This window comes from Aminobacter aganoensis (genome assembly GCF_014206975.1).
Lineage (GTDB): Bacteria > Pseudomonadota > Alphaproteobacteria > Rhizobiales > Rhizobiaceae > Aminobacter > Aminobacter aganoensis.
The window spans coordinates 40,033-59,038 of record NZ_JACHOU010000021.1 but is presented as its reverse complement, the minus strand read 5'-3'; the positions used below and the strand labels follow the sequence as shown (position 1 = coordinate 59,038).

The window sequence follows — 19,006 nt, the reverse complement described above, 5'->3', positions numbered from 1 at the left end:
CTGAGAACCGTGCAAGGCGGTAGGTGCCGTTAGCCAATTTTCTGCTCTTTTCGCGCCTTGGCGAATGCCCTGTCGGTCGCAATGAAGCGCTGGAGCATAGGTGCAACGAGCTTGGCAGGATCGGGCGGTGTCTTGTCGCCGGCAGTGCGGGCGAGGATCGCGGCATAGGCGACCAGATCGCGATGGAGAGCCGCCGGCAGATCGAGCGTGACCTTGACCGGCCGGTCGTCGGGGATGGCGGAGAGCTTGAGCTTCGTCACGATGGTTCTTTCGGCACGCCCTCGTAGGGCTGCATCACCAAGTCCCGATTGACGATGACGCGGATTGGGAAGCCCGGCCGCACCGTCAAGGTCGGCTGGATATTGAGTTGGCGCAGCACGATCTGCTCGCCGATGTCGGACACGGAATCCTGCGCGCTCTCGCGGATGGCGCGCGCGATCTCGCTCTCCTCGTCGATCGAGAGCTGCGTGCCGATGCCAAGCAGCGTGGAGAGCATGGCGGCGCGGAAAAGCTGACCCCAATGATGGTCGACCTTGTCCTCCAGACCGGAGAACCCTCCGGTGTCGGTGCCCGGAAGCCGCTCCAGCACGATGGAGGTTCCGTCGGGCATGACGATGCGGTTCCACACGAGCAGGACGCGGCGCTGGCCGAAAGCGACCTGGCTGTCGTATTGGCCGACTAGCCGCGCTCCCTGCGGGATTAGCAGATACGATCCTGTCGGGCTGTCGAAGACGTGCGCTGTGACCTGCGCGGTGATTTGGCCGGGCAGATCGGAATTGATACCGGTGATCAGCGCTGCCGGAATAATGGTGCCGGCCTGCACTACATGAGGCGAGGCCTTAGCCTGAACGCGGTCGGGACTGACCGTGCGCCGGTCTATCTCCGCGTTGACGAAGGCAAGCTTGCGATCCTGCATGTTCTGCACCGATCCCTCATCGAGCGATGGCGGCCCTTCCGAGGCCGTCAGGTCGGTCGACGGATCGGTGCCAGGCGCGTTGGTCTCTACAACCTGACCCGCGGCCGCGCGTTCTCCGCGGCTGTCGGTAAACAGCTTGGCGATACGGGCGGCCTCGATCTCGGCAAGCCGGCGCTGCTCCTCGGGATCGGCGCGCGGCGTGCGGATGTCGGGCGGCGGCACGGGCTGGCCGCGCTCCTGCGCGCGGCGGATCGGCCGACCGAGGTCGCCCGGCAGTGGCGGCCCCAGTTCGGGCACCTCCGGTCGCGGCAGGCCGGTGTAGTCTCGTGGCAGGATCTGCAGCCCGTCGGCCGTGGTGCGGTTGTCGGTGGTGTAAAGCTCGGAGGGTTGCTCGCCGCCCCTCCGACTTGTGTCGAGAGCCCAGAGCAGCGCGCCCGTTACGGCGATGGCGCTGACGCCGCCGAGGCCGACCAGCACCTTGCGCGAGAGGCGCATGACGCGGGTAGGCTCCGGCCGGAGGCGCAGGTCGCCCCGGATGTCTCCGGCAGGCGAGTTTGGCGCGTCGGTCATCGCCCTTCTCCTCCGGAGAACAGCGCCGTCCTCCGCGTCACCTTCCTGCCGTCCGTACGCACGATGCGCACGCGGCGCTCGGAATCCTTGTCGCCGAGACGCAGCTCGGCGGCCGCGAACAGCCGGTCGACAACATAGTAGTTCTGGCGGGCGCGGTAGTTGACCAGCTCGGACTTGCCGGAAGGGCCGATGACGAAGAGCGGCGGCATTTCGCCCTGCGCGATTCCCGGCGGGAACTCGACGTAGACCTTCGATCCGTCGTCGAAGGCGCGCAGCGGTCGCCAGGGCGCGGCGTCGCCCTCAATGCGATATCTGAAGTTAAGCTTCGAGATGTCGACCCCGGCAGCGACCGACTGAGCTTCGGCCGCGCGAAGATTCTGCCGGCGAAGCGCGATCAACTGGTCCTGCGGATAGTTCCACGAAACGGAAGCCATGTAGGTCGAGGCGGTCGAGCGCAGCTCCAGATGGTAGGTGCGGCGGTCGGTGTTGATCACGAGGTTGGTCTGAAGATCCGGCCGCGTCGGTTTCACCAGGATATGAACCTGCCGCCTATCCCCTGTCCCGCTCTCGGTATCGCCGATGATCCAGCGGACTGTGTCGCCGGCGGCGACCGGGCCGGAGCCGACAAGCCCCTCGCCGGGCTGCAGCGCGATATCCGTCACCTGTCCGGGCGCGGCATAGACCTGATAGAGCGCGCCGGGCGAGAAGGGATAAACCTGCACGGCGTTGATGAATCCGTCGCGGACGGGCTGCATGCGGGCCGCCTCGTTCGCACTCATGATGCGGGCCTTCGGATCGGCCGGTTCCGGTTTCTCCTTGCCCGTCGCGACCGGCTTCAACTGGCCGGGCAGCGGCAACGGCTTCGGTGTCTCCACCACGTGCACCGGTCCAGGCGGGTCGGCAATGAGCACGGCGGGCGCGGCATCGTCGTAGTCGATCTCCGGCGGGATGTATTTCTTTGCACAGCCGGCAAGCGCGGTCGCTGCCGACAAGGCGATGACCAGCGGCAAAGAGCGAGGTGACTTCTTCCCGCGCGCGATTTCTTTTCTTGGGCGACTCATGATCCCAACTCCCTCGACCAGTTGATTGCGTTGACGTAGACGCCGAGAGGGTTCGCCCTCAGCCTGTCGGCCGTGCGCGGCCGCTCGATCACGACGGTGAGGATCGCAGTCCAGCGGTCGGTCGCAGCGAGCTGGCCGTTCTCGTAGCGGCGCTCGGTCCAGGCGACGCGGAATGAGTCCGGCGACGCGCGGATGACGCTGGAGATGTCGACGGCGATTTGCTGCTTGTCGACCTTGGTGAACGGGTCGTTGGTGCGGGCGTAGTCGTTGAGCGCGACGGCGCCGCGGTCGGTGGTAAACTCGTAGGCGCGCAGCCAGCTCTGTCGCACGATGATAGGGTCAGCGGGAATGCTCCTCACCTGCTCAATGAAGCGGGCGAGATGCCATGCGATCTGCGGATCGGTCGGGCGGTAGTCAGCGACAGCCGGCGCGACAGCCTGAGCCTCGCCGAAGCGATCCACCTGCACAATCCAGGGAACGACGGTGCCGCGCGTGGATTGCCAGACGAGCGCGACCGCGAAGCCGCCGGCCAGGACCAACGAGCCGAAGGCCATCAGCCGCCAGTTTGTCGCCTGCACCCGGGCCGAGCCGATGCGCTCGTCCCAAGTCTGCGCGGCGCGCTGGTACGGCGTCTCCGGCTCGGGCGTGCGCGCATAGCGCACGGAGGGCTTCTTGAAGAGCTTCATTTGCGGTCATCCTGATCGAGGGGAACGGACATCGAGCCGCCGCCGTGATCGCCGGAGCGGATGGTGTGGGCGGCAACGCTTGCGCCGTGATGTGCCCTGCCGGCCTGCTTCATGCGGGCGGCCCAAGCCGGCGGCGTCGAGGGCGAGGCAGTAGTGTCGGATTCGCTGGCGGCAGGCGACTGGCCGCCGGTGACGGACCATGCGCCGGCCTGTCCTGCGCGAAAGCTGGATGACATGGATTGAGCGGCGCGCGACATGACCCGCCTGACGGGCTGCACGGCTGCTGAACCGCCGACGCGAGCCACACCTCCGATACCGGCGCCGACGCCACTTGAGCCGCTCTGACCGGACATTGAGGCGGCAAGGCCGTAGGCGGCCGACGTGCTGCCGGAGAGATGCGCCCCGCCACGTGCGGCCGACGCCGACATGCGGCCACCGGCACCTACGGCCGTTGCGGCACCACTCAATCCGGCGCGGGCCCCCATGTAGCCGGCAGCCCCCAAACCAGCGGCGGCAAGGCCAGTGCCGACCGCCGCGCCCGCGCCGAGCTGCGGCGCGCCGGAGACGAGGCCCGTGGCAATGCCGGGACCGAAGATGGAGAGGCCCATCAATGACAGCGCGCCGAGCACCAGCGCCAGCGCATCGGTGATCGTCGGCTGGTCGGCAAACCCGGAGGTGAATTCGCCGAACAGGCCGGAGCCAATGCCGACGATGACGGCAAGCACCAGGATCTTGACGCCCGAGGCGACGATGTTGCCGAGGACTTTCTCTGCAAGGAACGCGGTCTTGTTGAACAGCGCGAAGGGGATGAGCACGAAGCCGGCGAGCGAAGTCAGCTTGAACTCGATCAGCGTGACGAAGATCTGTACGGCGAGGATGAAGAAGGCGATCAGCACGATCGCCCAGGCGATCAGCAGCACCATGATCTGCACGAAATTCTCGAAGAAGGAGACGTATCCCATCAACTCGCCGGCGGCCTCGAGGATGGGGTTGCCGGCGTCGATGCCGACCTGCGCGACGCGGCCGGGCTGGAGAAGCTCGGCACCGGAGAGCGATCCGCCTCCTGCCTGCAGGCCGAGCCCAGAGAAACTCTCGAACACGATCCCGGCGAGACGGTTGAAGTTGCCGATGATGAAGGCGAAGAAACCGATATAGAACGTCTTCCTGATCAGCCGCTGGAGCACGTCCTCGTCGGCGCCCCAGGCCCAGAACAGGCCGGCCAGGGTGATGTCGATGACAATCAGCGTGGTGGTGAGGAACGCCACCTCGCCGCCGAGCAGGCCGAAGCCGGAATCGATGTAGGAGGTGAAGGTCTCCAGGAACCGGTCGATGACGCCGACATCGTTCATGGCGACACCGGCAGGTTGATTGGCGGAACGGTCGCCTTCGGCTTTCCTGCCTCGCCGTCGCCGAACCGCTCGGCCCTCGGCGTTGCCGGTCGTTCCGGTTTCGGCGTAACGGAGCGCTCCGGTTCACGGGACTGAAGGAAACGGCGGCGGTTCTCCGCCCATGCCTTCCGGCAGATCGGATCGTTGGCGGCGGCCATGCCGAGATCGCGGCAGCGGACCAGTTCGGCAATGGCGGGCTCGCCGCCCGGACGGCGGAGGCTATGGGGGGCGGCATCCTCCGTGCCGTCGCCGCGCAAGGCCATGACCGCGGCTGTCATGGCCGCGCCAAGGGCGAGAACGGCAATCATCCGGGCGGCGATCTTCGAGTCCATCGCTGGCAGGCTCCTCAGTCGTGGAACATGCGCACGCTGGACGCGCTGTAGCTTCGGCCGGCCATGAAGCGGCCGAACTGCTCGCGCGCCTGCTCCTGCGCGGCGGCAAGCCGGGCCTGCTCAAGAGCGTCGGCGCGACCCTGCGCGGCCAGCATCGCGGTAAGGTCCGTGAGCTGCTGGGCCTGCACGGCAAGCAGCTCATTGCCGGCCTGTGTCGCCTGCAGGATGCCGACCGCCGACTTGCTTGCGCCGACCAGGCTGCTCGTCTGCCGCTCGATGGCATCGATGTTGTCGACGGCGACCGCGCCTGCCTTCAGGGAATGCTCGAAGGCGGAGAGCGATTCCTGCCAGCGCTCGCGCGCGCCGTCGACAAGCTGAGCGCCCGTCTTGTCAACCGCGAAATCCTCGAAGGTCGACGAGAATTGCTCCTCGATGTCGTCGACGCTGTAGGCAAGCTTCTCGGCTTGATCGAGCAGGCCCTTCATATCGGCGAAATTGCCTTCGATCTGGTCGAGCACCGATGTCGGCAGCGAGGTGAGGTTCATCGCATCGTTGATCAGCATCTGCGCCTCGTTGGCGAGCGAGGTCACCTGATTGTTGATCTGCTCCAGCGCCCGTGCCGCGCTCAGGATGTTCTCCGCGTGGTTCCAGGGATCGTAGACTGTGAGCGCCGAAGCTGGCTGCGCGGATATTGCGGTGCCGGCGACGAGTGTCGCCATTGCGATACGGCGAATGCGGACAGAAATGGGACTCATGGCGAAGTCTCCTTTGCGGATTGGTCGATGACGTTGGTGAGGTCGGGGATGAGGTCGGCCGCCCAGGCGAGGCCGCGATGAGCGAGCCATGCCCCGAGGAAGTATTGCGAGCCGGCTTCGGCCAGGGTGCGCTCGATAGCCGCCTGGTCGGTCTTCGCCGATGCTGCGCAAAGCGCGAGCGCTATCGGCCCGAGGCCCAGCTCGAACAGCCGGTTGCCGCGGCGCGACTGGCAGTAATAGTCGCGTTTCGGCGTCGCTCTCGCCACGATCTCGATCTGCCGGTCGTTGAGGCCGAAGCGGCGATAGATGGAAAGGATCTGTGGCTCGATAGCGCGCTCGTTGGGCAGGAAGAGCCGTGTCGGGCAGCTCTCGACGATCGCCGGCGCGATCCTGCTGCCATCGATGTCGGAGAGCGACTGCGTGGCGAAGACGACGGAGGCGTTCTTCTTCCTGAGCGTCTTCAGCCATTCACGGAGCTGGTCGGCGAAGCCGCCATCGTCTAGCGCGAGCCAGCCTTCGTCGATGATGAGCAGCGTGGGGCGGCCGTCCATTCGCTGCTCGATGCGGTGGAAGAGATAAGCGAGCACGGCGGGCGCGGCGCCGGTGCCGATCAGGCCTTCCGTTTCAAACGCCTGGACGGACGCATCTCCAAGATGCTCCTCTTCGGCATCGAGCAGCCGACCGTAGGCGCCGCCGAGACAGTATGGCCGCAGCGCCTGCTTCAGCGCCGATGATTGCAGCAGCACCGAAAGTCCTGTGAGCGTCCGCTCCGCGACCGGCGCGGACGCCAGCGACGTCAGCGCCGACCACAGGTGCTCCTTCACCTCCAGGGTCGCGGCCACGCCTTCCCGTGCGAGAATGTCGACCAGCCAGTCGGCGGTCCATGCCCGCTCCGGCGTGCGGTGGATGCCGGCGAGCGGCTGAAGGGCAACCGTGCTCGTTCCGCTTCCGAGATCGGAAAGCGCGAGCTGCGTCAGCGGATCGTCGTCCTCGCGATAGCGGACGGCGTTGCCACCAAGGTCCTCCCAATCTCCGCCCATTGCCAGCGTGGCGGCGCGGATCGAGCCGCCGAAGTCGAAGGCGAAGATCTGGCTGTTCTCGTAGCGGCGGAACTGCAGCGCCATCAGCGCGAGCAGCACGGACTTGCCAGCGCCCGTCGGGCCGACGACAAGCGTATGGCCGACATCGCCGACATGCAGCGAGAAGCGGAACGGGGTGGCGCCTTCGGTCTTGGCGTAGAAGAGCGGCGGCGCGCCAAAATGCTCGTCGCTCGCCGGCCCCGCCCATACCGCCGACAGCGGGATCATGTGGGCGAGGTTCAATGTCGAGATCGGCGGCTGTCGGACGTTCGCATAGACGTGGCCGGGAATGCTGCCGAGCCAGGCCTCGATCGCATTGACCCTCTCGATGATCGCCGTGAAGTCGCGTGATTGGATGACCTTCTCGACCAGTCGCAGCTTCTCGTCGGCTATGCTCGCGTCGGCGTCCCAGACCGTAACGGTGGCGGTGACGTAGGCCTCGCCGATCTGGTCCGAGCCGAGATCCTGCAGAGCCGCATCGGCGTCTGCCGCCTTGTTTGCAGCATCGGTGTCGAGCAGCACCGAGGCCTCGTTGGTCATCACCTCCTTGATGATGGCCGCGACGGATTTCCGCTTGGCGAACCACTGCCGTCTGATCTTGGTGACGAGCCGCGTGGCGTCGATCTTGTCGAGCATGATCGCCCGGGTCGACCAACGGTAGAGGAAGCTCATGCGATTGAGGTCGTCGAGGATTCCCGGAAACGTCGTGGTCGGGAATCCGATGATTGTGAGAGTGCGCAGGTGGAAATCGCCAAGGCGCGGCTCAAGCCCACCGGCAAGCGGCTGATCGGCCAGAAGCGCGTCAAGGTGCATCGGGGTTTCCGGCACGCGGACACCATGCCGCTTCGTCGAGATGGTCGAGTGCAGGTAGGTCAGCGTCTCGGCGTCATCGAGCCATTCGGCCTCCGGAACAAAACCCTCGACCAGGCTGAGCACCCGGTCGGTGCGATCGACGAAACCCTTGAGCAACTCCCAAGGATCAATGCCGGCCTTCTCGCGGCCCTCGTAGAGCCAGCTTTCCATGCGCGAGGCTTCCTCGGCCGGCGGCAGCCAGACAAAGGTGAGGAAGTAGCTCGACTCGAACAGGACGCCGCTGTCCTCGAACTGCTCGCGCCGCTCGATTTCGATCAGCGCGGACGCCGAGTCCGGAAACAGGCTTTCCGGATAGTCGGTCGCCGGGTTGCGCTGCGCCTCGACGAAGATCGCCCAGCCGGAGCCCAGTCGGCGCAGCGCGTTGTTCAGCCGCGCGGTCGTGCCGACCAGCTCGGCCGGCGTGGCGCTGTCGAGGTCGGGACCGCGAAAACGTGCAGTGCGCTGGAAGGAGCCATCCTTGTTGAGCACGACGCCCGGCGCGACGAGTGCGGCCCACGGCAGATAGTCAGCAAGCAGGGTGCTCTTCTTCCTGTATTCGGCGAGATGCATCATGAAATTGCCTCACACGCCGAGATGGGTCGGATAGCGGACGTGCCGGCGAACGACATCGACGAACTGCGCGTCGCGCTTCGCGGCCCAGACCGCCGCGAAGTGTCCGATCGCCCAGATGACAAGGCCGGCGAGCCACAGCCGCAGGCCGAGGCCCACCGCACCGGCGAGCGTGCCGTTGGCGATGGCGACCGCGCGGGGAGCGCCGCCGAGCAGGATCGGCTCGGTCAGCGCCCGATGCACCGGCGCGAAGAAGCCGCGGACCTCGTCTTCGAGCATCACACCAGCGCTCCGCCGCCGAAGGAGAAGAAGGACAGGAAGAAGGAGCTCGCCGCGAAGGCGATCGACAGGCCGAAGACGATCTGGATCAACCGCCGAAAGCCGCCGGCCGTGTCGCCGAAGGCGAGCGTAAGGCCGGTCACGATGATGATGATCACCGCGACAATCTTGGCCACCGGCCCTTCGATCGATTCGAGGATCTGCTGAAGCGGCTCCTCCCACGGCATGGAGGAGCCGGCTGCCCGCGCGGGAACGGCGGTCAACATTGTGACCGAAGCGATCGCGCTGGCGTGCACAATGCTGTTGCGGATGTGGGCGAGGACAGAAAACCTCATTCTTCTTCTCCTGTCGGAAGGGATTTTGGATCGGATTCGAGCTGGGCGTTGAGCGTGCGGTAGTCGCCGGTCGCCGGATCGAGCCCTTCGACAAGGGCGATCTCGACAAGGCGGCGATCGGCGCCGCGGCCGGCCAGAACGGCGATGAGTTGAATAGTCTCTGCGATCAGCGCGCGGGGCACCGTGACGACGGCCTCCTGCACGAGTTGCTCGAGACGACGCAGAGCGCCGATCGCCGTGTTGGCGTGGATCGTGCCGATGCCGCCCGGATGGCCGGTGCCCCAGGCCTTGAGAAGATCGAGCGCTTCAGGACCCCGCACCTCGCCGATCGGAATGCGGTCGGGGCGCAGACGGAGAGACGATTTCACGAGATCGGACAGCGAGGCGACGCCATCCTTGGTCCTGAGCGCGACCAAGTTCGGCGCGGCGCACTGCAGCTCACGGGTGTCCTCGATCAGCACCACACGGTCCGAGGTCTTCGCGACTTCCGCCAGCAGCGCGTTGGTCAGCGTCGTCTTCCCGGTCGACGTGCCGCCGGCGACCAGGATGTTCTTCCGCCTCTCGACCGCGAGCCGCAGCACGTCGGCCTGGGACTGAACGATGATGCCGGCGGCCACGTAGTCGGCCAGCGTGAACACCGCGACCGCCGGCTTGCGGATGGCGAAAGTCGGCGCGGTCACGACAGGCGGGAGCAGGCCTTCGAACCGCTCGCCGGTCTCCGGCAGCTCGGCCGACACGCGCGGGCTGCCCGCATGCACCTCGGCTCCGACATGGTGCGCGACTAGCCGCACGATCCGCTCGCCGTCGGCTGCGATCAGCATATCGTCGGTAGCGACGAGTCCCTCGCGCAGCCGGTCGACCCAGAGCCGCCCGTCCGGGTTCAGCATCACCTCGACGATCGCGGGATCTTCGAGATAAGACGCGATGGCGGGACCGAGCGCGGTGCGCAGCATGCGCGCTCCGCGCGAGACCGCTTCCCTGCCGTGGTGAAGGTGGTGGGATGCCACGATTGTCCCCGTCCTGTGATGACGCGCGGCACCGCGCCGCGAACGGGGATGAGTAGAAGAGGCAGGACTCCGGCTATGGCAACAAGCATGTCGAGGCCGTCATGCTGCGGCGTGAAATGACCTGCGGGATTCGGTTTTGGCGTTACGGTTCAGCCTGCGGTCGATGGTCTGGCAGTCGAATCATCCTCGTCGGCACGAGGCGCTGCCGGCACTTCTTCGGCGATCTCCTGCTTGAGCTTCGGCCCCTTCGCCAATCGGCGGCCGAGCACCGCGACGAAACCGTCATAGCGCTGCTGTGCCTTAGCACGCGCCTCGGCCTGGACGGATTCGGGCAGCGCCGGCGTGGCCGACAGCCAAAACCGCACGAACAATGCCATCGTCTCCGTGGCGATGCCGATGTCGCGCTCCACGCGCTGGATGCGACGGTCGAGCTGGTCGAGGCGGCGGGTGATCGCGGCCTCCTTCCGCTCTGTTGCGTCTGGCGACAGAAAGGAAGCTATGGCGGCCTCGGCGATCAGCGACAGCGATACGTCGCGTTTGGCCGCGTAGTCGGCAAGCGCGTTCATCACGTCGGAATCGAGATAGGCCGAGAGCCGCTTTTTCTTCATCGCCGGTCAAAGCTCGATGCCATCGTTGCGATCCATCGACGCCTGTCGCGCCACCTGCCGCATCGTGCGGTCGAGCGCGCGCCGTCGCGTTGCCGCGTCGTCGTCAGGCTCGTCCGCGTCGAGATCGAACTCGAACTGGGGAGACTTTCTGGGCTGGATATCCTCATGCTCTGGCAGGTCCGGCTCGCGGCGGATGCCGGCATTGGCCGGGTCGCCCTCCTCGGCATTGTGCCTGTCCTTGGATCGCGCCGGAGCATCGGGGACGGCGAGCACCGGCAATTCGCTCCAGTCGTCCGGCCGCGGAGGCGTCGCCATCTTGTCCGGTTTCGGCGGAGGAAGTACGCGTTCTGCAAGTCGGGGGTCTGCGAAGTAGCGGGCCTTCTTCGCCTTGGTCGGAAACATGCCAGACACCATCACGATCGCATCCGACGGCGGAAGCTGCATGATCTCACCCGGCGTCATCAATGCCCGCGCCGTCTCCTGGCGCGAGACCATGATGTGGCCGAGCCACGGCGCCAATCTGTGACCGGCGTAGTTCTGCATGGCGCGCAGCTCGGTGGCAGTGCCAAGCGAATCCGATACACGCTTGGCCGTGCGCTCGTCATTGGTGGCGAAGCTAACGCGCACATGACAGTTGTCCAGAATGCTGTTGTTCGGTCCGTAGGCCTTCTCGATCTGGTTGAGCGATTGCGCGATGAGGAAACTCCTGATGCCGTAGCCGGCCATGAAGGCGAGCGCGGATTCGAAGAAGTCGAGACGGCCAAGCGCCGGGAACTCGTCGAGCATGAGGAGGAGCTGCTGTCGCCTCTCCTTCGCGTGCAGATCCTCCGTCAGCCTTCGGCCGATCTGATTGAGCACCAGCCGGATCAGCGGCTTGGTGCGGGAGATGTCGGACGGCGGCACGACGAGATAGAGCGTCGTCGGCCGGTCCCCTTCCACGATGTCGGCAATACGCCACTCGCAGCGTGACGTCACCTCGGCCACGACCGGATCGCGGTAGAGACCGAGGAAGGACATGGCGGTAGAGAGCACGCCGCTTCGCTCGTTCTCGCTCTTGTTGAGCAGCTCGCGCGCGGCCGACGCCACGACGGGATGCGGTCCTGCCTCGCCGAGGTGCTTCGTGAGCATCATGGCGCGCAGGGTCTTCTCGATCGGTCGCCGTGGATCGGACAGGAAGTTCGCCACGCCGGCGAGCGTCTTGTCCTGCTCGGCGTAGAGCACATGCAGGATGGCGCCCACCAGCAGCGCGTGGCTGGTCTTCTCCCAATGATTTCTCCTCTCGAGCGAGCCTTCGGGATCGACCAACACGTCGGCGACGTTCTGCACGTCGCGCACTTCCCATTCGCCGCGCCGGACTTCCAGCAGCGGGTTGTAGGCGGCTGACGCCGCATTGGTCGGATCGAACAAAAGAACGCGGCCGAAGCGCGAACGCCAGCCGGAGGTCAGTTCCCAATTTTCCCCCTTGATATCGTGGACGATCGTGCTGCCCGGCCAGGTCAGCAGTGACGGCACGACCAGCCCGACGCCCTTGCCGCTGCGGGTCGGGGCGAAGCAGAGCACATGCTCCGGCCCGTCGTGACGCAGATAGTCCTGCTCGAAGCGGCCGAGCACCACCCCGTCCGGGCCGAGCAACCCAACAGCAGAGATTTCCTGTCTCGTGGCCCAGCGGGCCGAGCCGAAGGTCTCGGCGTTCCTGCCCTCGCGTGCCCGCCACACCGACATCATGATGGCGATGACGATCGCGATGATCCCGCCGGAGGCCGCGATGGCAGCGCCTTCGTAGAACACCCACGGCGCATATGCGTCGAAGAAATACCACCACCAGAAGAAGGCGGGCGGCGGATAGACCGGCCAACCGCCCAACTCGAACCAGGGCGAGCCGAGCTGCGCCTGAAACCCTAGCCGCCATGCCGTCCACTGCGTCGCGCCCCATGTGGTCAGGAGCACGATGGTCAGGACGATGAGGATCTGTCCCCAAAGGATGCGTGTAGCGGACATGCGCGTCTCCCCGGACGAAAGGGTCGGAGTGTGAAGAGAGGGTGCCGGGGTAAGATCAGGGCAAGGACGAAATCGTATCGATCGTGCTGCGACCTGAAAAGACTAACGCGCTGCGGTTTGGACCCTCGGACGGCCCTCGATCCTTCAGGGCGGAGGCTCGCTACAGGCCGAGTCCCCGCTTGCGCCCCAGCGACCATTCGACGCCGCCATTGGCGCGCGCGAAGCCTGAGACATGTCGGTCGAGATGCTTCTCGATCGACGGCGACCAAGGCACGAGCTGGAAGCCAAGCTCATCGTCGATCATGGCGAAGCGGCCCGACGCAAGGGAGAACCGTCGGCTGTAAATGCCGGACAAGGTATCGCCCTCCGTCGCCTTCACAAACGGCAGGCCGGTCTCGGTCGCAAGGCGCTGCCCCAGCGCGTCGACTTCACGCTCGCGCAGCGTGGCGAGCAGATTGCGCGCGAACACGATTCGCTGGCCGGCACGACGGGCATGGCCCTCCTCGATCAGATGCTCGGTGCGGGCGTCGAGCGCCTCCTTCACCTCCCGGCCGAAACCGCCCTCGCCGAAATTGGCCGGTTGGCGGGCGATGAGCTGCCTGTCGAGCCAGGTCGCGCCATCGGCGTGGATTTGATCTGCGAGCGAGAAGTCGGAGCGCGCAGCCAGTGCGACGCGCTCCCGTCCGCTCCTGTCTTCATACCGACGCAGCTCGACGATCGAGCCGGCCGGGGAATCGCCGGTGGAATCAAGATCATTGAAGCGAATGTGGTGGGTGCGGCCGTCGACACCGTCGACGATCGCGTAGGCCGAGCCGTACAGCTCATCGTGCAGACCACGCTCCAGCAGCCGGCCGACGACTGGCGTGTGGATCTCCTCCGCCGAGAGAACATAGCTCGCCGCCTCCCGGTCGAGACCGTGTTCTGTCAGGCTGCGATGCAGGCGCTTGATGATGTCGCCACGCTCTCCCAACGCGCGCAGGGTCGACTCGGCTTCTTCGACCATGATCCATTGGCCAGGGCCGATCGCGGTGGCGAGGCCAAGGCTTTCGAGCTTGCGCAGCCGGCCGACCTTGAGCGTCAGGTATTCGTCGGGCGGCTTGTCGGCCGCGAGCGCGACGTCAATGATCCCGTTTCGGTCGGCGTCCCGCTGGATCTGCCGATCGAGCTGTGTCCAGCGCTCGTTCTCAACCTGCTTTTCGATGGATCGACGGATGTCGAGATCGGTTCGCGGCCCGAGCGTCTGGGTCAGCACGTCGCTTGCCCTGTCGCGCATTCCCTGACGAATGTAGTCGCGTGAGATAACCAGGTTCTCGCCGCCCTCCGTCACGCCGCGCACGATGATGTGGATATGCGGATGCTCGGTGTTCCAGTGGTCGACGCCGATCCAGTCGAGCTTGGCGCCGAGATCGCCTTCCATGTCGCTCATCAGCTCACGGGCGAAGCTTCTAAGGTCTCCAAGCTCAACGGCATCGTCGGGCGAGAAGATGAAGCGGAAATGATGGCGATCGTCCTTGCAGCGATCCGCGAAGGCATCGTGATCGGCCTCGTCGGTCTCCTCGCCGAACATGCGGGCCTTGGCCCCGTCCTTTGTCACGCCGTCACGGCGAAGATATCGCAGATGCGCCGACAGAGGCGTCGCCCATTTCTGCTGGCGCACGACGCGGGCCTTGACCATCGCGCCGCGCGAGCGGCTGGTGATGAGGCGGTTGGCGCGGATGCTTGCGGAGCGGCCACGGCCGAATGTGGAGGCGCGCGGCGAGACGATCCGCCCCTGTCGCGTGATCCGTCCGCCGGCGCGTTGCGCGGATGCAAGCGCCTGCAGGACGAACGGCCGGGCTCGCTCGGCGCTGCGTGAGCGGATGCGGCCTGGCCTGACGCGGAAATCGTCGTCCTTCCCCATCACCGTTCCTTGCGATGTGCAAAGTTCATTGGAAACATTGCGGAAATCGTCATGGCGCACCTCGCATGGGCTGTTCCGCACATCGCGAAATCGAGATGCAAACCCCTGCAAAACCGCCAACCGACCGAGCCGCACATCGCGGCCCTTTATCCTGCCTCTCCTCCTCGGTTCCCTCGGCGGCCCTCCCACCCGCCGAACACAGCGCGCCGGCACAGGCCGGAGCGCGATTGACGCCCAAAGCGCTTGTCATGGCGTCGAATCCGCGGAACGGCGGAAAAACAGGCTGCCGTCATTGGTTCGGGCAACCACGCCGGAATCGTTGGAGGCGCGAGCAGCCGGCGGCTCGATCGCCGTCAGGTCGGACACCGTATCGCTCTCCTTTGGCGGATCGTCCGGCTTACCGACCAGCATGAACACGTTGTCCGAATGTTCATTCGAGCCGTGCTCGGCACGCGTTCGATCAGCGTTACCGCTGTCGCCGAGCTGCGCGAAGATCGGCGAGCGACGCGCATCGTGATGGACGGCTGACCGGCGCGTCCCTGACGGCACGGCCGCCGTGCCGTCGATGATCGGCATGAGCTTCGCGACGTAGTCGAGCGTCTCACGCGGCAGGGGCCGACCGGTCGTGAGATGCTGCTCGTAACGACTCGGGCCGGCATTGTAGGCGGCGAGAAAACCCTTCCTGCCGAAGCGGTCGAGCATCTCACGCAGGTAGGCCGTGCCGGCCAGGATATTGTCGCGAGGCTCGAACGGATTGTCGCCGAGACCATGCTTGGCGCGCAGTTCTTGCCAGGTCGCCGGCATGACCTGCATCAGGCCGACCGCGCCCTTGGGCGACACGGCGCGCATGTCGTTGGTGCTCTCGACCAACATCACAGCGCGTATCCAGCGCTCGGGAATAGCGAAGCGTTTTGCCGCTTCTGCCACGTGCGCTGACCACGGATAAGCCGGTGGCGTGGCATTGGCGACGCGCCCGGTAGGAGACCGAAGCGCAGGCTCGGCGTATGCCGAGCACGTCGCGATGGACGCCGACAACACGATGACGACCAGCAGGACCGCGTGCGGTGCACCGATCCGATGCGCCGTCAGCCTGCCACCGTGCTCGCTTTGCTCAAGGGCAAGGCTTCGCCGGCGGCCGCAGTTTTCCGGACGGGCATAATCGGAAGACATCACGGTCACCCGGAAAACAGGCCGCCGCCCTTGAGCTTCGCTGCGCGCGTCGGCCGCCCGACGGGCGATCGGGTCGAGGGGATTGATCGGCGTTCGATCGATCAAGGGGATTGAGGGATCGGACCGGCAGGATCGCGGTGAGCGCATGGCTTCAAGCCCGTTCGTCGCGCTTCGACAGCCGGTCCCAATGCAGGGTCCAGGTGCCTTTCTCGGCGTCGGCCTCGAACAGCCGCGCCCGTAGCGGCTGCACGAAGGTCGGGTCGTCGACGGCGACCGACAGCCACAGGCCGGCCTTCTCGCCGGTGCGGTTCCACGCAGCGCCAACTTCGAGGCCTTCGCAGAAGATGCGATGGTCCGGCGCGTTCTCCGCGTCCGATTTCTCGGCCGGCAGAATGGAGAGCTTCACATCGAGGGTGAGCGTTCGGATGTTGCCGAAGAAGCCGTCATCGTTGCGAGTGAATGTGCCTATCCTGCTCATGGCGCGTTCCTTTCGTTGGCATGGAAGTGCGATTTGGGTGGCGTGCTGAGCGGCGTCGCCGGCGAAGCGGTGACGGAATCGGCGTCGTCAGCGATCCAGACGGGGACCGCCCGGCCGACGATCGAGGCGATCGGCAGCGGGCCGACATAGCGGCTGTCGAAGCTGTGGGCGGCGTCCCAGTTCATGAGGAAGGCCTCGCCTTCCGAGACCACGGCGCAACCCTGCCATTCCGGCAGCTTGCGGCCGCGACTGTCGCGCTCGCGCGCGCGGCCGTAGGTCACGTCATAGGCGACGATCTCCGCGCCACGCCGGCAGACTTCCGTACCCGCGAGCGCCAGCACGCGCTTGATCAGCGGCACGCCGCGCGGCAGGTAGCCGCGCTCCGACAGGAAAGCCGCCAGCGGCTCGGGCGGCATGACCACGACAAGATCGGCAACGTCGACGCCACCGATCGGCTCGACGCGGTACAGGCCGATCGGCACGCTGGCGGAGGCATTCCAAATGAGGCGCGGCCGGAATACGGCCCACGTGGGAACGGCGATCATCGCCGTGCCAGCGAGCATGGTGACGGCGATAACCCGGCGCGCGCTCATGGCTCGATCCGCCGGCGCAGAAGCCAGGCCTCGTGACGCTGACGGCTATATGGCCGCGGCGTCTCGCGGACGGCGAAGCGGCTGTGAACGTGCCGCCAGTGGTCGGGCGAGGCATCGGCCGCGTCGATGCCGAGCGCCTCGATCTGGTCGATGACCTGAAGCACCTTCTCGACATTCGGCCAGCCGCTCACGGTGAGCAGGATGTCGGCGCCGGGCCGCACATAGGCGACGGTCGAGCAGCGCTCGCCCGACTCGACCGCGCGCAATATATCGATGCGCGAGGCGATTGTGCCAAAGTCGTTCGCCGTCCAGCGCACGAAGCCGAAAACGCTGCCCGGCGTGAAGGAGACGATGCGGCGGCTGCGGTCGAGCGTCCGCTTCGCCGCCACGTGGCCGAAGCGGATGTAGTTCTCGATCCGCTTCCTGACCCACACCAGCTCGACATCGGTGAGGTCGTCGTCATCCCACCCCGGTGCCCTGCCAGGATGCAGGCGATCGCGCCTCGTCATGGCTTTGCTCCGTTGATTTTGGGAATGATGGCGGCTCGCCGATCGCGGGTGCGCATGTGCCGCCCTCGCCAATCGTCGGAAACAAGTTTCCGAAAAGGTGCAACTTGTTTCCGGTGTCTCGGAAACTGCGTGCGTCCACAGGGCGCGGAAACCGCCTGCCGCGTTAGAGGGAATCCGAAGGATTCCCGGTTAGTAAAGTTAGGACGCCCGCAACTGCCCGCAGCCCCGGGCTTCGGGTCGGATTTGGGTTCCCGATAGTACGGGAATCCGGTTCCCGATAGTACGGGAGTCGCGGTTCCTGATAGCACGGGCATGTCCACAGGAACCTCACAGTCGGCTCGAACGACGGCGTGTCGGGCGCGTGCCCGTCCTGCTGCCTGTCGGATTGTTCGGATCGGGGCGGAAGGTGAGGCGTTGGCGGCCGTTCGGGTCGGTGGCCAGCGCGAGCCTGTAGCCCGGCAGCGGCTGGCGACGGACGATCTCGCGCAGCTCGAAGGCGAAGCGCTTGAGCGGCGAGAGGCTGCCCGATTTCAGATGAAGGTGGCGAAGATCGAAGCTCCATCCCCAAGCCTGCCGACCGCCGTGCTTGCGCACCAGGCGGTAGAGCCAGCGTTCGAGACCGCCCGTGAGATCGAAATACTCTCGGTCGATAGTCAGGATCAGCGCGTCGTCGAGAACGCCGGAATAGAACCAGTCCGGCAGGATCAGCTCGATGCCGAGCGGCCGCCCGTCGCCGTCCAGCCGCTCTTTCCATTCGTTGATCCAGGAGAACCGATGGCGGCGGCGCTCGGACGGCTGTCGGATCGACGTCGCGACAGTCGTCGACTGCAGCCGGTCGAGCGCCGCCTTCAGCCGATCGTAGTTCGGTCCGGCATCGCCGCGGCCGATGAAGGTCAGGATCTCATAGGGCGTGGCGGCCATCAGCCGCGAGGTAAGCAAGCCCTTGTCACGGGCGTCGACGATCTGGCTGGCAGCCCAGATGAGGATGTCGGCATCCCAAATGGTCGCCATTCCGTGCTCGAGCGTGGCCTCGACGCGTATGGAGATGTTGCCCATGTGAAAGTCGATCGGCGTGATGCGGCGGGATTTCGCCAGCGAGAAGAACGGCCAGGCCATCAGGTCTTGCGAGTCGCGCGCCGCCATGTCGCCGCCGCGCGCCCGGAACCGGAGAAGCTGCTCGTCCTCGACCAGACGCCGCCGCATGATCATTCTCCGATCAGCGCTCGCGCGGCCGGCCGACATAGGCAGGCGCGCGGGCGGCATGGGGCTTTGCCGGCGGGATGTCGGTGGTGTCGGTGTCGCTGGTCGAAGAGCGCCGGCTGGTGGCGATCCACTCGCGCAGGTCCTCGATGTCGTAGAGGATTCGGCCGCCGACCTTGCAGTATCGCGGCCCGGTGCCGTAGGTGCGATGCTTCTCCATCGTGCGGGCGCACAGCCCGACGAAATGGGCGGCCTCCTTGGTGCGCACGAAGCGGCGGGGAAGCTCGTCGGTGTCTTTCGCCATTCTCGTCCTGCTCCCTTGCGGTGGCGGTGTCGTCCCGGGCCTGCCGGGGCGCGTGGAGAGGACGATGGCGAAGTTCGACGGGGCCGAGGGAGGGAAAAGATGAGGGGTGTCGTTTTTGCCCACCCGCCCAGGAATGCCTACCGGGGAGCCTTTCCCGGGTAGTAAAGCAGGTCGCGATAGCCGCCGGCGACCAGCCGGCCGGCACGGCGCAGAGTCGTGCGAGCTTTGTGACGTAGCGGATGATCGCGCCAGTCACGAGCCGGAATTGGCGAATTGGCGAACAGCGTCTCGGCGATCTCGCGCAGCGACGAGCCGGCGCGACGACCATCCAAGGCGCGAAGGTTTATGACATGGCGCGCGGTCGACTGCCGCGGCAGGGCGCCGTAGGCAGGCGTCGGACGCCTGCCCTTCAATGC

At 66.1% G+C, this 19,006-nt stretch carries 21 protein-coding genes; all 21 read right to left on the bottom strand.

All coding sequences use genetic code 11. From position 1 onward, the window contains the following. Positions 1-29 precede the first annotated feature (29 nt). The 21 genes from GGR00_RS24845 to GGR00_RS28705 all read right to left on the bottom strand — a co-directional run bounded on the left by GGR00_RS24845 (position 30) and on the right by GGR00_RS28705 (position 19,003). Positions 30-260, bottom strand: a complete 231-nt coding sequence (locus tag GGR00_RS24845; protein WP_184701913.1) for a DUF2274 domain-containing protein — start codon at positions 258-260, stop codon at positions 30-32. After that, positions 257-1,486, bottom strand: a complete 1,230-nt coding sequence (locus GGR00_RS24840) for a TraB/TrbI/VirB10 family type IV secretion system protein (RefSeq protein ID WP_184701911.1) — start codon at positions 1,484-1,486, stop codon at positions 257-259. Before GGR00_RS24840 ends, GGR00_RS24845 begins: the two co-directional genes overlap by 4 nt. Continuing rightward, a complete protein-coding gene (gene trbG / locus GGR00_RS24835) occupies positions 1,483-2,547 on the bottom strand; it encodes a P-type conjugative transfer protein TrbG (protein WP_184701909.1) in 1,065 nt (354 codons plus the stop codon). Before trbG ends, GGR00_RS24840 begins: the two co-directional genes overlap by 4 nt. Then, positions 2,544-3,233, bottom strand: a complete 690-nt coding sequence (trbF, locus tag GGR00_RS24830) for a conjugal transfer protein TrbF (RefSeq protein ID WP_184701906.1) — start codon at positions 3,231-3,233, stop codon at positions 2,544-2,546. Before trbF ends, trbG begins: the two co-directional genes overlap by 4 nt. Next, the gene (gene trbL, locus GGR00_RS24825; RefSeq protein ID WP_184701904.1) at positions 3,230-4,582 is read right to left on the bottom strand and encodes a P-type conjugative transfer protein TrbL; all 1,353 of its coding nucleotides are present in this window, start codon (positions 4,580-4,582) and stop codon (positions 3,230-3,232) included. Before trbL ends, trbF begins: the two co-directional genes overlap by 4 nt. Then, positions 4,579-4,953 carry a putative entry exclusion protein TrbK-alt gene (gene trbK-alt / locus GGR00_RS24820; RefSeq protein WP_184701902.1) on the bottom strand — a complete coding sequence of 125 codons (375 nt, stop codon included), beginning with the start codon at positions 4,951-4,953 and terminating at the stop codon, positions 4,579-4,581. Before trbK-alt ends, trbL begins: the two co-directional genes overlap by 4 nt. Before the next feature lie 14 nt (positions 4,954-4,967). After that, complete coding sequence (gene trbJ, locus GGR00_RS24815) at positions 4,968-5,708, bottom strand: P-type conjugative transfer protein TrbJ (protein WP_184701900.1); 741 nt, start codon at positions 5,706-5,708, stop codon at positions 4,968-4,970. Beyond that, positions 5,705-8,212 (bottom strand): conjugal transfer protein TrbE, encoded by a 2,508-nt coding sequence (gene trbE / locus GGR00_RS24810; RefSeq protein ID WP_184701899.1) that lies wholly within the window; start codon positions 8,210-8,212, stop codon positions 5,705-5,707. The genes trbJ and trbE overlap by 4 nt, the downstream gene beginning before the upstream one ends. 9 nt (positions 8,213-8,221) lie before the next feature. Next, on the bottom strand, positions 8,222-8,488 hold the full coding sequence (locus GGR00_RS24805; RefSeq protein ID WP_184701959.1) for a VirB3 family type IV secretion system protein: 267 nt from the start codon (positions 8,486-8,488) through the stop codon (positions 8,222-8,224). Continuing rightward, positions 8,488-8,754: a TrbC/VirB2 family type IV secretion system protein gene (locus GGR00_RS24800; RefSeq protein ID WP_377863857.1), complete on the bottom strand. Its 267-nt coding sequence runs from the start codon at positions 8,752-8,754 to the stop codon at positions 8,488-8,490. Before GGR00_RS24800 ends, GGR00_RS24805 begins: the two co-directional genes overlap by 1 nt. A gap of 65 nt (positions 8,755-8,819) precedes the next feature. Further along, complete coding sequence (gene trbB / locus GGR00_RS24795; protein WP_184701895.1) at positions 8,820-9,776, bottom strand: P-type conjugative transfer ATPase TrbB; 957 nt, start codon at positions 9,774-9,776, stop codon at positions 8,820-8,822. Positions 9,777-9,979: 203 nt separating this feature from the next. Beyond that, the gene (locus GGR00_RS24790) at positions 9,980-10,438 is read right to left on the bottom strand and encodes a CopG family transcriptional regulator (RefSeq protein WP_184701893.1); all 459 of its coding nucleotides are present in this window, start codon (positions 10,436-10,438) and stop codon (positions 9,980-9,982) included. A 6-nt stretch (positions 10,439-10,444) separates the two neighbouring features. After that, positions 10,445-12,436 carry a conjugal transfer protein TraG gene (locus tag GGR00_RS24785; protein ID WP_184701891.1) on the bottom strand — a complete coding sequence of 664 codons (1,992 nt, stop codon included), beginning with the start codon at positions 12,434-12,436 and terminating at the stop codon, positions 10,445-10,447. Positions 12,437-12,596: 160 nt separating this feature from the next. After that, positions 12,597-14,336: a relaxase/mobilization nuclease domain-containing protein gene (locus GGR00_RS24780; protein ID WP_184701957.1), complete on the bottom strand. Its 1,740-nt coding sequence runs from the start codon at positions 14,334-14,336 to the stop codon at positions 12,597-12,599. Positions 14,337-14,582: 246 nt separating this feature from the next. Continuing rightward, positions 14,583-15,611 carry a lytic transglycosylase domain-containing protein gene (locus tag GGR00_RS24775; RefSeq protein WP_246441628.1) on the bottom strand — a complete coding sequence of 343 codons (1,029 nt, stop codon included), beginning with the start codon at positions 15,609-15,611 and terminating at the stop codon, positions 14,583-14,585. 46 nt (positions 15,612-15,657) lie between these two features. Then, positions 15,658-15,984 carry a DUF736 domain-containing protein gene (locus tag GGR00_RS24770; RefSeq protein ID WP_184701887.1) on the bottom strand — a complete coding sequence of 109 codons (327 nt, stop codon included), beginning with the start codon at positions 15,982-15,984 and terminating at the stop codon, positions 15,658-15,660. Continuing rightward, complete coding sequence (locus GGR00_RS24765; RefSeq protein ID WP_184701884.1) at positions 15,981-16,577, bottom strand: S26 family signal peptidase; 597 nt, start codon at positions 16,575-16,577, stop codon at positions 15,981-15,983. The genes GGR00_RS24770 and GGR00_RS24765 overlap by 4 nt, the downstream gene beginning before the upstream one ends. After that, the gene (locus tag GGR00_RS24760; RefSeq protein WP_184701882.1) at positions 16,574-17,086 is read right to left on the bottom strand and encodes a DUF2840 domain-containing protein; all 513 of its coding nucleotides are present in this window, start codon (positions 17,084-17,086) and stop codon (positions 16,574-16,576) included. The genes GGR00_RS24765 and GGR00_RS24760 overlap by 4 nt, the downstream gene beginning before the upstream one ends. Before the next feature lie 327 nt (positions 17,087-17,413). Continuing rightward, positions 17,414-18,295 (bottom strand): replication initiator protein A, encoded by an 882-nt coding sequence (locus GGR00_RS24755; protein ID WP_425488817.1) that lies wholly within the window; start codon positions 18,293-18,295, stop codon positions 17,414-17,416. A gap of 7 nt (positions 18,296-18,302) precedes the next feature. Continuing rightward, positions 18,303-18,590: a helix-turn-helix transcriptional regulator gene (locus GGR00_RS24750; RefSeq protein ID WP_184701877.1), complete on the bottom strand. Its 288-nt coding sequence runs from the start codon at positions 18,588-18,590 to the stop codon at positions 18,303-18,305. A 137-nt stretch (positions 18,591-18,727) separates the two neighbouring features. Beyond that, complete coding sequence (locus GGR00_RS28705) at positions 18,728-19,003, bottom strand: DUF2285 domain-containing protein (RefSeq protein ID WP_377863855.1); 276 nt, start codon at positions 19,001-19,003, stop codon at positions 18,728-18,730. Positions 19,004-19,006 lie beyond the last annotated feature (3 nt).